The sequence below is a fragment of the Dokdonella sp. genome, from assembly GCF_035511235.1.
GTDB lineage: Bacteria > Pseudomonadota > Gammaproteobacteria > Xanthomonadales > Rhodanobacteraceae > Dokdonella.
In genome coordinates this window covers 35,249-48,079 of sequence record NZ_DATKFQ010000034.1, presented here as the reverse complement: position 1 = coordinate 48,079, position 12,831 = coordinate 35,249, and the positions used below count along the sequence as shown (strand labels likewise).

Here is a 12,831-nt window from a genome sequence, read left to right as displayed (position 1 = left end):
GATTTTTCTTGCTGCATCTCAACGAGTTCCGCCGGCTCGGGTCATCGTGTTGCGTAGTTGACACGCTGTTGCGTTTTTCCCATAATGGCGTCGCTTCAAGCCGCAACAGCACTCACACTCCAGGGACCGCAGCACAGGGCAATGCAGCGGGTAACAGCGACTACAGGCAGATTGGCGGGAGCGCTCAGTATCGCACTGGCGCTCCCCCTTTCTTTTGCGCAGGCCGCTTCGCCGGTCGATACGGACGCCGCGGCGGCCGAATCCGACGGGCAGGCCGGGTCGGCGCTCGACCGCTGGCGCAGCTACGCGTTCGCGAGTGTGACACCGCGTTTCTCGTGGGCTCTGGTGCCCACCGCCGAAGCCTCCATCCCCCGCGTGACCGACGCACTGGTCACCGTCCGTCCTTCGTTGTTCCCGTCGCTGGTCGGCGCGTCCTCGTCGGCAGCGCGTCTGTCGCTGTCGATCGCCACCGGAACGGTGTCGGAGACCGCTGCGCGGCCGACGCCGGCCGGGCAGCGCCTGCTCGATCTTCCGCAGTCCGGGCTCGAGCGCACCGTGGTCGCGCCGTCGATGACGTTCCGCGTCGGCAACGACGGCGCCGTCGGCATCTCGGCCCTGCTGGCCTATCAGCGCTTCGCGAGTCCGGGCCTGGGCCTGCTCGACGGGCAGAGTCTGTATCACCCGCCGAGCTGGGCCGCCGGCGAGACATCCTCCGGCAGCGGCGTGCGCGTCGACGCCGCGTACCGGCTCGGCGAGCGCTTCGAGTGGAGCGCCGGCTATCAGACGCGCGTCAACATGGACGCGTTCTCCAACTATCGTGGCGTGTACTCCGATCCGGGCCAGTTCGACATCCCGGCACAGGCCAGTCTGGGCCTGTCCTATGCGCTGGTGCCGTCGCTGAGCTTCGATCTCGGCGTCGACCGCATCCTCTACAGCGGCGTCACGCCGTTCACGAGCAACGGCCTGCCGAACCGCGTGCTGGCTCTGCTCGGCGACGGCCTCAGCCCGACGTTCGCGTGGCGCGACCTGACCGTCTACAGCGTCGGCTCGACCTGGCGCAACCGCCTGATCGGCGAGGTGCAGCTGCGCTACTCGACGCGCCAGCAGCCGGAGCCGACGTCGGCGCTGCTGCGCCGCGCGCTCGAGCCGGACGTCGCCGATTACGCGATCTCGCTCGGCTGGGCGCGTCCGACCGGCTCCAGCTCGCGCCTGGCCTTCGTCGCCAATTACGCGCCGCAGCCCTACATCCTCGGCCTGCCGACGCATCGCAGCCTGTCCTCGGCGAGCCGCGTCGAGTTCGAGGCGCTCTGGGCGCTGCGCTTCTAGCCGCAAGGCGCCGTCCGATCGACGGCGCGACCGCCGCACCGCGTCGCGATCGACGCGATTCCGATTCGACGATTCCGCCGCGGCGACTGCCGCAGGCGCCGTCCGTGGCGCCCGTCGCATCGTGCCGAATCCGGCCTCAGAGCATTTCCGAGGCGCGATCGGCCAGCCGCGAGCGCTCGCCGCGGCGCAGCGTGATGTGGCCGCTGTGCTCCCAGGTCTTGAAGCGGTCCACGGTATAGGTGAGGCCCGACGTGGTCTCGGTCAGGTACGGTGTGTCGATCTGCTCGACGTTGCCGAGGCAGATCATCTTGCAGCCCGGGCCGGCACGCGTGATCAGCGTCTTCATCTGCTTGGGCGTGAGGTTCTGCGCCTCGTCGATGATCACGTAGCGGTTCTGGAACGTGCGGCCGCGCATGAAGTTCATCGAGCGGATCTTGATCCGCGACGCCAGCAGGTCGTTGGTCGCGGCGCGTCCCCAGGAGCCGCCTTCCTGAGGGTTGGTCAGCACCTCGAGGTTGTCGGTCAGGGCGCCCATCCACGGCGTCATCTTCTCTTCCTCGGTGCCGGGCAGGAAGCCGATGTCCTCGCCAACCGACACGGTCGCGCGCGTCATGATGATCTCGCGGTAGCGCTGCTGGTCCATCGTCTGCGCGAGCCCGGCCGCCAGCGCGAGCAGGGTCTTGCCGCTGCCGGCGGTGCCGAGCAGGCTGACGAAATCGACGTCCGGATCCATCAGCAGGTTCAGCGCGAAGTTCTGCTCGCGGTTGCGCGCGTGGATGCCCCAGACCGAGTGCGATCCGTTGACGTAGTCGTCGAGGATCTGCAGCGTCGCTTTCTTGTTGTCCAGACGCAGCACGCGCATCTCCACCTCGTCGTCGCCGGGCAGGTAGAGGCATTCGTGCGGGTGCCACTGCTCGTCCTTGCGGCACTTCACCTCGTAGTAGGTGTGCCCGCGCTCGGACCAGGAGCGCACCTCGGCGTGGCGGTCCCAGAAGTCGCGCGGCAGCTCGGTGTGGCCAGCGTAGAGGAGGCTGAAATCGTCGAGCGCGCGGTCGTTCTCGTAGTCCTCCGCGGCTACGCCGAAGATCGAGGCCTTGATCCGCAGGTTGATGTCCTTGGTGACCAGGACCACCGGCGTCTTCGGGCGCTGCTCGCGCAGGTGCAGGACCGAGGCCAGGATCAGATTGTCCGGCAGCCCGCGCTTGCGGCCGCCGCCGTCGGCGCCGTTCTCGATCGAGCGGATCTCGAAGTAGAGGCGGCCGGCCTGCTTGCCGCGCTCGAGCCGGATGCCCTGGGGCAGGTTGAGGTCGAGGCCTTCGGCGATGCCGCCGCCCTTGCCGTGCTCGATCAGCTCGTTGATGAAGCGGCTGACCTGGCGCGCGTTGCGCGAGACTTCGGACGTGCCCTTCTTCGCCGCGTCGAGTTCCTCGAGCACGGTCATCGGAATGAAGACGTCGTGTTCCTCGAAGCGGAACAGCGAGGTCGGGTCGTGCATCAGCACGTTGGTGTCGAGCACGTAGATGCGCTTGCCTCGGGTCATGCCAGGCTCTCGATGCGGGGACGGGGGAGGGTGGAGCGTCGCGCGGCGCGCCGCGCGTGGGGAGCGGGGAGTCGGTGTGCTCTCACGCGTTTGCCAGCTGGTCCAGCACGGCGGCCGCGTGGCCGGGCACCTTGACGTTGCGCCAGGCCGCAGCCAGCGTACCGTCCGGTGCGATCAGGAAGGTACTGCGCACGACGCCGAGATAGCGCCGGCCGTACAGGGTCTTCTCGTGGATCACGTCGAAGGCGCGGCACCAGGTCTCCTCGGTGTCGGCGACCAGCGCGAACGGCAGCGCCTGCTTCTCGGCGAATCGGCGATGGCTGGCGACCGAATCGCGCGAGACGCCGACGACGACGCAGCCGGCGCGCGTCAGCTCGGCGTGCAGGTCGCGCAGATCCTGCGCCTGACGCGTGCAGCCGGCGGTGTTGTCCTTCGGATAGAAATAGAGCGCCACGTGCCGGCCGCGCAGGTCGCGCAGCCGCAGCGTCGAGCCGTCCTGGATCGTCCCCGCCAGATCGGGAACCGCTGCGCCGACCTCGATCATCCTGGTCCGCTCCGGTTCGTGCATCGATCGTCGTGAAGCGCCGCGCGTGGCTGCATGATCAGAACTTCATCGGATCCATGATCGCATCGAGATTGAGGCCGTCGCAGAACTCGAGGAAGTCGTCGCGCAGCGCCGCGATGTGCATCGTGTTGGGAATGCCGATCGTGATCTGTGCCGAGAACATGTCGGCGCCGGTCTGCATCGCGCGATAGCGCGAGGAATGCAGCTGCTCGATCGAAATATTGCGTCCCGCGAAGAACTCGGCCAGCTGGAACAGCACGCCGGGCTTGTCGGCGGCGATCACCTCGATCACGTACGGCAGCAGCGTCGGCTGCGGCTGGTGCGCGTTGGTGCGGAAGTGTCCCAGCCGCAGATCGCCGTCGCGTTCCAGCCGCGCCAGCGCGTTCTCGAGTTTGGCGATCGCGTCCCAGGAGCCCTGGGCCAGCGCGAGCACGCACAGCTCGCTGCCGAGCGCCGATACGCGTGCTTCGGCGAGGTTGCAGCCGGCGTCGGCGATGCGCTTGCTGATCGCCAGCAGCGGCGATCCGGACGGCTTGCCGAACGCGTGGATCAGCAGGAAGTTGTCGCTTGAAGAGGGACGCGGTGCGGTTTCGCTCAAAGTCTGTCTTCCTGATCGTCTCGCGAAGACCGGTGCTGCGGCCGGCGCGGGCGCAGCACCGAAGCGGCGTCCGGGCCAGCATACTGGCCGCTTCCTGCAGTCGCAACCGGGCCGCGTCGCGATCGAGCCGCGCCGCCGCAGCGGCCGTGAACGGCCGCTGACGGCTGCCGGCGCCGCGCCATGCAGGATGGACTGGCGGCCGGCGCAGCCGGTACTATCGAGCGATTCCTTACCATGCGTTCTCGTCCGTCTTGAACCTCTCCGGCAGTATCTGCGCGCTGGCGACGCCGTTCCGCAACCAGGACGGGTTTCCCGTCGATTTCGATGCGTTCGGCCGTCTGATCAACTACCAGATCGAAGGCGGCACGCGCGCGCTCGTCGCGGCCGGCTCGACCGGCGAAGCGGCGATGCTCGAGGACGCCGAGTTCTCGGACCTGGTCGCCTTCGCGGTCGGGCGCAGCGCCGGGCGGGTGCCGGTGCTCGCCGGTACCGGACAACAGTCCACGCGCAAGACGATCGAGCAGACCCGCCGCGCGGCCGAGGCCGGTGCCGATGCGGCGCTCGTGGTCACGCCGCCGTATGTGCGGCCGACGCAGGAAGGCCTGTACCGTCACTTCGTCGAGGTCGCCGAACGCGGCGGCCTGCCGGTCGTGCTCTACAACGTGCCCGGCCGCACCGCCTGCGATCTGCTGCCCGAGACCGTCGAGCGTCTGAGCGGCCACGAACGCATCGTCGGCATCAAGGAAGCGCGCAGCGAGCCCGAGCGCATGGCGCGGCTGCTGGCGATCCGGCCGGAATACGGTTTCGCCGTCCTTTCGGGCGACGATCCGACCTTCGCGCGTGCGATGCTGGCCGGTGCCGACGGCGTCGTGTCGGTGGCCGCCAACGTGGCGCCGGCCGCGCTGCAGGCGCTGGCCGCGGCCTGCGCCGAGCGCCAGCACGAGCGTGCCCAGGCGCTCGATGCGCGCCTGGGCGATCTGTACGTCCTGCTCGGTGCCGAACCCAATCCGATTCCGGTCAAGTGGTGTCTGGCGCGGCTCGGCCTCGGCAGCGCCGAACTCCGTCTGCCGCTGCTCCGGCTGTCGGCCATCCATCATCCTCAGGCCGAAGCGGTCCTGGCAGCGGTCGGACTCGCCGAACCGCAGCGGGCCACCGCTTGAGGCTTTGCGCTACAGGAACCCGAACCGTGAAACGATCGATTGCGCTGCTGGTGATCATGCCGTTGCTGCTGCTGGCGGGCGGATGCAAGTACTTCTCGCGCGACAGCGCCAAGGACGAATACAAGCGGGCCGTCGAGAGCCGCCCGCTGGAGGTGCCGCCCGATCTGGACGCGCCGGCCAACTCGGGTGCCATGGTGATTCCGGAAGTCCGTTCCGCTGCGTCGGATCCGGCCGGCTCGGTGCGGCGCGCCGACGGCGCGCTGGTGCTCGGTGCGCCGCCGGCCGACTCGCCGCAGGCCTCGGCCACGGTGCCGCCGGCGCCGGGCGTCGCGCTCGGCGGAGACGGGCTGCTGGTCGCCGATGCTCCTGCCAATACCTGGCGCCGCGTCGGTCTGGCGCTGGAGCGTTCGGGGGCCGCGACGATCGTCGCGCGCGACGAGGCCGCGGCCAGCTACGAGATCGAGACTGCCGGCGAAGTCGTCAGCAAGCCCGGCTGGTTCAAGCGTGCGATCACGTTCGGCAAGGCCAAGGGCACGGTCTCGGCGCCGGTCCGCCTCAAGGTCCACGTCAGCGAAGAGGGCGAGGGCAGCCGTGTTCGCATCGAGGGCGCCGACGACGAGGCCGGCCGCGCGGCCGCCCGCCAGGTGCTCGAGACGCTGCGCCAGCGTCTGTCCTGAGCGCGCCGCTGCGCCGCGGGCGGCGCAGCGCATCCTCGCAGGCCGCGCGGACCGCGATCGATCGCGCGGCGATCATCGAGCCCGCGGCGGCCTCGACGCGAAACGGCATGGACGCCGGATTCGATTCCCGCCGTCGCCGCTGCGGCCCGCCGCATCCCGGTCCGGCATCGTCGCGATGCGGACACCGCCGCATTCTCAAACCAGGATCGGCTCGTCCCGTTGCGACACATTGGCACAGGGGCGCCGCCGTCCTTGCGGCGGCGCGGCCGTCCGTCTCAGCGTTCGAGCAGCGGCAGCTTGTCGGGCTTGCCGTCCCAGTCCTTGGCGTCCTCGAGCGGTTCGCGACGCTCGGTGATGACCGGCCAGCCTTTGGCCAGCTCGGCATTGAGCGCGATGAACGGCTCCTGGCCGGCGGGGACGTCGTCCTCGGGATAGATCGCATTGGCCGGACATTCCGGCTCGCAGAGCGTGCAGTCGATGCACTCCTCCGGATCGATCACGAGGAAGTTGGCGCCTTCGTGGAAACAGTCGACCGGACAGACCTCGACGCAGTCGGTGTACTTGCACTTGATGCAGTTCTCGGTGACGACGAAGGGCATGGCGTGCGAGGGCGGCTGGCGGGGTATCGAGAAGCAGCGGAATGGCGCTCCCTACGAGGTTCGAACTCGTGTTCCCGCCTTGAGAGGGCGGTGTCCTAGACCACTAGACGAAGGGAGCGCGGTGCTTGGGTTCCGCAGGGGGCGCGTAGTATAACGGAAACCCAACGCACGGCAATCGAAAGTTTTTCGAGCCGGATCGCCGGTGCGCCCGTCGCGGATCAAGCCATCACTGAATGAATTCTACCGAAGCGAACCTCGTCGGCGACGTCACGCCGCAACTGCGTGTCATCGCCCGGGCCGACCACGCGATATCCCGCAAGAACATCTCCAACGGCGCGTTGCGCGTGCTGTATCGCCTCAACGAAGCCGGCTACGCAGCGTTCCTGGTCGGCGGTGCGGTTCGCGATCTGCTGCTCGGCGGCCATCCGAAGGATTTCGACGTGGCGACCAATGCCACACCGGAGCAGATCCGCTCGCTGTTCCGCAACTGCCGCCTGATCGGCCGGCGCTTCCGGCTGGCCCACGTCGTGTTCGGCCGCGAGATCGTCGAGGTCGCGACCTTCCGCGGCAGCAGCGACGACGGCAGCGGCGATCGCCATGTCGTCGACGGCCGCATCGTGCGCGACAACGTCTACGGCACGATCGAGGAAGACGCGGTGCGCCGCGACTTCACGGTCAATGCGCTGTATTACGACATCTCCGATTTCAGCGTGCGCGATTACGTCGGCGGCATGCGCGATCTGGAGCAGCGCACGATGCGCCTGATCGGCGATCCGGAGCTGCGCTACCGCGAAGATCCGGTGCGGATGCTGCGCGCGGCGCGCCTGGCCGCCAAGCTCGGCTTCTCGATCGCACCGGAGGCCGCCGCGCCGTTCGCGCAGCTCGCGCCGCTGCTGCGCGACGCAGCGCCCGCGCGCCTGTTCGACGAAACGCTCAAGCTGTTCCTCGCCGGTCACGGCCTGGCCGGCTTCCGCACGCTCGAGGCGCACGGTCTGCTCGCCGAGGTGTTCCCGTCGACCGTGCTCGGCCTGGCCGGGCCGCACGGCGCAGTGTTCCGACGCCTGCTCGAGGCGACGCTGCGCAGCACCGACGAGCGCGTGCGTGCCGACAAGGGCGTCACGCCGGCGTTCCTGTTCGCCGCCCTGCTCTGGCAGCCGGTCTGCGACGAGGTGCAGCGACTGATCGCGCACGGCGTCGATGCGACTTCGGCCTGGGTCCAGGCGTCCGATCAGGTCATGCGCGCCCAGGTGGAGCGGGTCGCGATCCCGCGCCGCTTCGGTTTCGCGATCGAGGATATCTGGGCGCTGCAGCCGCGCTTCGAACAGCGCGTGCGCAAACGCGTCTTCCGCCTGCTCGCGCATCCGCGTTTTCGCGCGGCCTACGATTTCCTGCTGCTGCGTGCCGAGGCTGATCCGGCATTGGCCGAGCTCGCGCAGTGGTGGACCGAGGCGCAGGCGGTCGATCAGGCCGCACTCGCCGAGCGGCTGACCACGCCGGTCGCGCCGCCGGCCGCGACGGCCGATGCGCCGCGTCGCAAGAAGCGCCGCCGCGGTGGCCGGCGCAAGGCGTCCTCCGGCGCGCCCGCGGGAGACCAGGGCGGACAGACCGGCGCCGGTGAATGACCGCACCGATTGCCGCCTGGATCGGCCTCGGCAGCAATCTGGCCGATCCGGTGGCCGCGGTCGAGCGCGGACTGGATGCGCTGGCGCATCTGCCCTCGACGCTACTGAGCGGACAGTCTCGGCTGTATCGCACGGCGCCGTGGGGCATGACCGATCAGCCCGCTTTCGTCAACGCCGTGGCGCGGATCGCGACCACGCTCGAACCGCTGGCGCTGCTCGACGCGCTGCTCGCGATTGAGCGCCGCCACGGCCGCGATCGCGCGCGCGATCTGCGCTGGGGGCCGCGCACGCTCGATCTGGACCTGCTGCTGTACGGCCGCGCGCAGATCGCGCAGCCGCGGCTGACCGTGCCGCATCCGCATCTGCACCGGCGTGCGTTCGTACTGGTGCCGCTGGCCGAGCTCGATCCGGGGCTGGACGTACCGGGCTTCGGTCCGGTCGAGGCCCTGCTCGCCGCCGTCGCCGAGGACGCCGCGCAATGCCGTGCGATCGGCGATTGAATGCGGCGAACGGACGCCGCATCTGCGGCTAGGCGCACGCGGGCGCCGATCCGATAATGCCGCGGCCGTCGAGAGGGTTCTCCACATGTACGCTCAATCCGCCTCCGAGTCGCGACCCGCGGTCACCGTGACACGCCTGCGCGAGATGAAGGCCAGCGGCGAGAAGATCGTCAGCGTGACCGCCTACGACGCCGGCTTCGCCGCGCAGGCCGAGGCGGCGGGTGTCGACCTGATCCTGGTCGGCGACTCGCTCGGCATGGTCGTGCAAGGCCATTCGAGCACCCTGCCGGTCGGCCTCGATCACATGGTCTACCACAGCGCCTGCGTTGCGCGCGGCGCGCGCCGCCCGCTGCTGGTGGCCGATCTGCCGTTCATGAGCTACCGCGACGTAGCGCACGCGCTGGCGAGCAGTGCGCGTCTGATCGCCGAGGGCGGCGCGGCGATGGTCAAGCTCGAGGGCGCCGGCTGGACGCTCGAGGTGATCGCCGCGCTGGCCGAGCGCGACGTCGCCGTCTGCGCGCATCTGGGCCTGACGCCGCAGTCGGTGCACAAGCTCGGCGGCTATCGCGTGCAGGGCCGCGAGGCCGCCGCGGCCGAACGACTCAAGGCCGACGCGCTCGCGGTCGAGCGCGCCGGTGCCGACCTGCTGGTGCTCGAATGCGTGCCGAGCGCGCTCGCCGCCGAGATCACGCGCTCGCTGCGGATTCCGACGGTCGGCATCGGTGCCGGACCGGACTGCGACGGCCAGGTCCTGGTCATGCACGACCTCCTCGGCGTCACGCCGGGGCGGCTGCCGCGCTTCGCGAAGAACTTTCTGGCCGGATCGGGTTCGGTCGAGGCGGCGTTCGCCGCCTATGCCGAGGCGGTGCGTTCTGGTCGCTTTCCCGGTCCCGAGCACGGCTACTGACGATGGACATCTTCCGCGACACCGCGGCGCTGCGCGCCGCTCTGGCCGAGCAGCGGCGCGCGGCGCGGCGCATCGCGCTGGTGCCGACGATGGGCAACCTGCACGCCGGTCATCATTCGCTGATCGCGCTGGCGCGCGAGCATGCCGATTTCGTCGTCGCCAGCGTATTCGTCAATCCGACGCAGTTCGGGCCCAACGAGGATTTCGCACGCTATCCGCGCACGCCCGACGCCGATGCTGAGGGGCTGGCGCAGCACGGCTGCGACGCGATGTTCGCGCCGGCGGTGGACGATCTGTACCCGTTCGGTGCCGAAGCGGCCGTGCGCATCCACGTGCCGGGCCTGTCGGACATCCTCGACGGCGCCAGCCGGCCCGGCCATTTCGACGGCGTCGCGACCGTGGTCACGCGCCTGTTCAACCGGGTGCAGCCGGATGTGGCGGTGTTCGGCCGCAAGGACTATCAGCAGCTGCTGGTGATCGAGCGGCTGGTCGAGGATCTCGCGCTGCCGATCCGCATCGTCGGCGCGCCGATCGTGCGCGAGGCCAGCGGCCTGGCGCTGAGCTCGCGCAACCAGTATCTCGATGCCGGGCAGCGCGAACGGGCCGCGTCGATCCACGCCACGCTGGTCTGGATGCGCGAGCAGGCGCTCGGCGGCGCCGAACCGGCACGGGTCGAGGCGCTTGCGCGGCAGCGGCTGGCCGAGGCCGGCTTCGAACCCGACTACGCGGTGATCCGCCGCGCGGCGGACCTGGAGCCGCTCGAGGCCGGCGCCTCGGCCGCCGATGCGATCGCGCTGATCGCGGCGCGTCTGGGCTCGACGCGGCTGATCGACAATCTGCGCTTCGGCTGAGCGGGTCCGGCCGCCGGGCGGTCCGGGCCGGGAGAGAATGTGAAACGGTTCGCTGCCAGGTGTGGTTTTTTGTCGATACCTGTGGTATTCTTCTCACCGCTGTAGGGGTTTTCGCAACGCAAGGCGCGGGCTTCTGCAGCAGCAGGGCGCATTGTAAGGTAGTCGTCACTCCGTATATACCCTCGCGCGTTTATCGCTGCGAGGGTTTTTTTTGCCCTGAGGATTCTGTAAATAACTTAAGGATCAATGAGTTGTTGTCATGTCTCCGGACGGGCGGGCGCACTGTTGCAGTGCGCAAACGGCATCGGCGTATAATTTGCGGACGTAATGTTGCTCGTGCGCAACATCCCCAAGGTAAGCCCATGCAACTCAACATGCTCAAGGCGAAGATCCATCGCGCCACGGTGACCCACGCCGAACTGCACTACGAAGGTTCCTGCGCGATCGACGGTCACCTGCTCGACACTTCCGGCATCCGCGAGTACGAGCAGATCCACATCTACAACGTCAACAACGGCGAGCGCTTCTCGACCTACGCGATCCGCGCCGACGAGCACTCGGGGATCATCTCGATCAACGGCGCGGCCGCGCATCGCGCCCAGCCGGGCGACATCATCATCATCTGCGCCTACGGCGTGCTCGATGCCGCCGAAGCGGCCCAGCACCAGCCGATGCTGGTCTACGTCGATCCCGAGAACCGGCTCGCGCGCACCAGCCAGTCGATCCCCAAGCAGGCCGCCTGAGCGTTCCGTATGATGCGGCGATCGCCATGACGCCGTCTGTTCCCGATGACGCCTGACCAGCTTGCCCGATTGCGCGGCGAGGCCGCGCGCGTACGTCTGCGACCACTGCGCGACCGGCTCGCCGAGCCGGGCCGGTTCGAGGCCTGGTCGCATCGGCTGGGTCCGCTGCTGGTCGATTTCTCACGGCAGTGGATCGACGATGCCGCGCTCGACGCGCTCGGCGCGATGCTCGCCGAGCTCGACTGGGAGGGCCGCCGCGACGCGATGTTCCGCGGCGAGCCGATCAACACCTCCGAGCGGCGCGCCGTGCTGCATACCGCCCTGCGCGCACATCGTGCTCAGCTCCCGGCGCTGGCGCCGCCGGCGGTGCTCGAGGCGGCCGCGCACGCCCGGCACGGCCTCGCGCGCCTGGTCGACGCGGTCCTCGACGGCAGCGGCGACTGCGGCGTGCCGGTCGGCATCGAGGACGTCGTCAACGTCGGTATCGGCGGGTCCGACCTCGGCCCGCGTCTGGCTGTCGAGGCGCTCGCCAACCGCGGCCGCGTGCGCAGCCATTTCCTCGCGAATCTGGACGGAACCAGCGTCCGCAGGCTGATGCGCACGCTCGATCCGCGCCGGACCCTGGTCCTGCTGGTCTCCAAGAGCTTCACGACCCAGGAGACCCATCTCAACGGCGAAGCCTTGCGCGCCTGGATGCTGGAGGCGCATGCGGGCGATGCGGGCGCGGCGTCGCGCCATTTCGTCGCGGTGACCGCCAACGTCGAGGCCGCGTGCGCGCAGGGCATCGCGCCGGAGCGGATCGTGCCGATGTGGGATTTCGTCGGCGGGCGCTATTCGGTGTGGTCGGGGGTCGGGCTCGCGCTCGCATTGGCGATCGGCCACCGCGCGTTCGACGACTTCCTCGGTGGTGCGGCCCTGGTCGACGACCATTTCCGCAACGCGCCGTGGCGCCGCAACCTGCCGGTGCTGATGGCGCTTGCCGGCGTCTGGAACCGCAATGCGCTGGGCTTCCCGGGCCTGGCGGTGATTCCGTATTGCGACGCGCTGGCGAACCTGCCGGCCTTCCTGCAGCAGCTGGAGATGGAGAGTCTCGGCAAGTCGGTACGGCCGGATGGTGCGCCGGTCGATCAGCCGACCGTGCCGGTGCTGTGGGGCCATGTCGGCACCAATGCGCAGCACGCGTTCTTCCAGGCCCTGCATCAGGGCACCGATACGGTACCGGTCGACTTCGTCGGCGTCGCCACGGCCGACCACGGCCTGCCGGATCACCACGCCGCGCTGCTTGCGAACATGCTGGCGCAGGCCGCCGCGCTGGCCGGCGGCAAGAGCTACGAGGAGGCCTGGGCCGAATCGGCCGGCGAAACCGACGCTGCCGCGCGCGCCGTACTGGCCGCGCAGCGCACGTTCCCCGGCAGCCGGCCGAGCACGACGATCCTGCTCGACTCGCTGACGCCGACGGCGCTGGGCGCCTTGCTCGCACTGTACGAGCACAAGGTCTTCGTGCAGTCGCTGCTCTGGAACGTCAACGCGTTCGACCAGTGGGGCGTCGAACTCGGCAAGACCGTCGCCAAGGCGATCCTGCCGGCACTGCGCGCAGACGGCGCGGACGAGACGGCACTCGATCCGCCGACGCGCGCGCTGGTGGCGGCGATCCGCGCGGCGCGCGGCAGCCGTTCGGATACCCGGTCTCCGTAGGCGCCCGCGCGGGATCGACTCGGCCGGGCGTCGCCGCGGCGCCGTACA

13 protein-coding genes and 1 tRNA gene are annotated in these 12,831 nt (G+C 69.5%); 9 read left to right on the top strand and 5 right to left on the bottom strand.

Going from position 1 to position 12,831, the window contains the following annotated elements; translation table 11 throughout:
• The first annotated feature begins 375 nt into the window (after positions 1-375).
• Positions 376-1,326 carry a hypothetical protein gene (locus tag VMR06_RS13985; RefSeq protein ID WP_325377321.1) on the top strand — a complete coding sequence of 317 codons (951 nt, stop codon included), beginning with the start codon at positions 376-378 and terminating at the stop codon, positions 1,324-1,326.
• A 136-nt stretch (positions 1,327-1,462) separates the two neighbouring features.
• On the opposite strand, the gene VMR06_RS13980 is transcribed toward VMR06_RS13985, so the two are convergent.
• The 3 genes from VMR06_RS13980 to VMR06_RS13970 all read right to left on the bottom strand — a co-directional run bounded on the left by VMR06_RS13980 (position 1,463) and on the right by VMR06_RS13970 (position 4,029).
• Complete coding sequence (locus tag VMR06_RS13980) at positions 1,463-2,866, bottom strand: PhoH family protein (protein ID WP_325377318.1); 1,404 nt, start codon at positions 2,864-2,866, stop codon at positions 1,463-1,465.
• A gap of 82 nt (positions 2,867-2,948) precedes the next feature.
• Positions 2,949-3,410, bottom strand: a complete 462-nt coding sequence (locus VMR06_RS13975) for a peroxiredoxin (protein ID WP_325377316.1) — start codon at positions 3,408-3,410, stop codon at positions 2,949-2,951.
• A gap of 58 nt (positions 3,411-3,468) precedes the next feature.
• Positions 3,469-4,029, bottom strand: coding sequence for a glycine cleavage system protein R (locus VMR06_RS13970; protein ID WP_325377314.1), 561 nt, complete (start codon positions 4,027-4,029; stop codon positions 3,469-3,471).
• Between the two features lie 251 nt (positions 4,030-4,280).
• Here VMR06_RS13970 and dapA point away from each other — a divergent pair, with 251 nt between their 5' ends.
• Together dapA and VMR06_RS13960 are read left to right on the top strand one after the other, a co-directional pair.
• Entirely contained in the window at positions 4,281-5,189 is a 909-nt protein-coding gene (gene dapA / locus VMR06_RS13965) for a 4-hydroxy-tetrahydrodipicolinate synthase (protein WP_325377312.1), read from the top strand.
• 26 nt (positions 5,190-5,215) lie between these two features.
• Positions 5,216-5,866, top strand: a complete 651-nt coding sequence (locus tag VMR06_RS13960; protein ID WP_325377310.1) for a hypothetical protein — start codon at positions 5,216-5,218, stop codon at positions 5,864-5,866.
• 275 nt (positions 5,867-6,141) lie between these two features.
• On the opposite strand, the gene fdxA is transcribed toward VMR06_RS13960, so the two are convergent.
• Both fdxA and VMR06_RS13950 read right to left on the bottom strand, forming a co-directional pair.
• Positions 6,142-6,465, bottom strand: a complete 324-nt coding sequence (gene fdxA / locus VMR06_RS13955) for a ferredoxin FdxA (RefSeq protein WP_325377308.1) — start codon at positions 6,463-6,465, stop codon at positions 6,142-6,144.
• Between the two features lie 42 nt (positions 6,466-6,507).
• A tRNA-Glu gene (locus VMR06_RS13950) sits at positions 6,508-6,583 on the bottom strand.
• 115 nt (positions 6,584-6,698) lie between these two features.
• Between VMR06_RS13950 and pcnB the strand changes: the two genes are divergently transcribed.
• The 6 genes from pcnB (at position 6,699) to pgi (ending at position 12,783) form a co-directional block, all read left to right on the top strand.
• Positions 6,699-8,087, top strand: coding sequence for a polynucleotide adenylyltransferase PcnB (gene pcnB / locus VMR06_RS13945; RefSeq protein WP_325377306.1), 1,389 nt, complete (start codon positions 6,699-6,701; stop codon positions 8,085-8,087).
• The gene (folK, locus tag VMR06_RS13940; protein ID WP_325377305.1) at positions 8,084-8,587 is read left to right on the top strand and encodes a 2-amino-4-hydroxy-6-hydroxymethyldihydropteridine diphosphokinase; all 504 of its coding nucleotides are present in this window, start codon (positions 8,084-8,086) and stop codon (positions 8,585-8,587) included. Before pcnB ends, folK begins: the two co-directional genes overlap by 4 nt.
• A gap of 85 nt (positions 8,588-8,672) precedes the next feature.
• A complete protein-coding gene (gene panB, locus VMR06_RS13935; protein WP_325377303.1) occupies positions 8,673-9,494 on the top strand; it encodes a 3-methyl-2-oxobutanoate hydroxymethyltransferase in 822 nt (273 codons plus the stop codon).
• A gap of 2 nt (positions 9,495-9,496) precedes the next feature.
• Positions 9,497-10,345, top strand: a complete 849-nt coding sequence (panC, locus tag VMR06_RS13930) for a pantoate--beta-alanine ligase (RefSeq protein ID WP_325377301.1) — start codon at positions 9,497-9,499, stop codon at positions 10,343-10,345.
• A 362-nt stretch (positions 10,346-10,707) separates the two neighbouring features.
• On the top strand, positions 10,708-11,088 hold the full coding sequence (gene panD, locus VMR06_RS13925) for an aspartate 1-decarboxylase (protein ID WP_325377300.1): 381 nt from the start codon (positions 10,708-10,710) through the stop codon (positions 11,086-11,088).
• 45 nt (positions 11,089-11,133) lie between these two features.
• Positions 11,134-12,783: a glucose-6-phosphate isomerase gene (pgi, locus tag VMR06_RS13920; RefSeq protein ID WP_325377298.1), complete on the top strand. Its 1,650-nt coding sequence runs from the start codon at positions 11,134-11,136 to the stop codon at positions 12,781-12,783.
• Positions 12,784-12,831 lie beyond the last annotated feature (48 nt).

Coding starts and splice junctions, on each gene's coding strand:
- VMR06_RS13980 (WP_325377318.1), bottom strand. CDS start 2,866: ATGACCCGAGGCAAGCGCATCTACGTGCTCGACACCAACGTGCTGATG.
- VMR06_RS13975 (WP_325377316.1), bottom strand. CDS start 3,410: ATGATCGAGGTCGGCGCAGCGGTTCCCGATCTGGCGGGGACGATCCAG.
- fdxA (WP_325377308.1), bottom strand. CDS start 6,465: ATGCCCTTCGTCGTCACCGAGAACTGCATCAAGTGCAAGTACACCGAC.
- pcnB (WP_325377306.1), top strand. CDS start 6,699: ATGAATTCTACCGAAGCGAACCTCGTCGGCGACGTCACGCCGCAACTG.
- folK (WP_325377305.1), top strand. CDS start 8,084: ATGACCGCACCGATTGCCGCCTGGATCGGCCTCGGCAGCAATCTGGCC.
- panB (WP_325377303.1), top strand. CDS start 8,673: ATGTACGCTCAATCCGCCTCCGAGTCGCGACCCGCGGTCACCGTGACA.
- panC (WP_325377301.1), top strand. CDS start 9,497: ATGGACATCTTCCGCGACACCGCGGCGCTGCGCGCCGCTCTGGCCGAG.
- panD (WP_325377300.1), top strand. CDS start 10,708: ATGCAACTCAACATGCTCAAGGCGAAGATCCATCGCGCCACGGTGACC.
- pgi (WP_325377298.1), top strand. CDS start 11,134: ATGACGCCTGACCAGCTTGCCCGATTGCGCGGCGAGGCCGCGCGCGTA.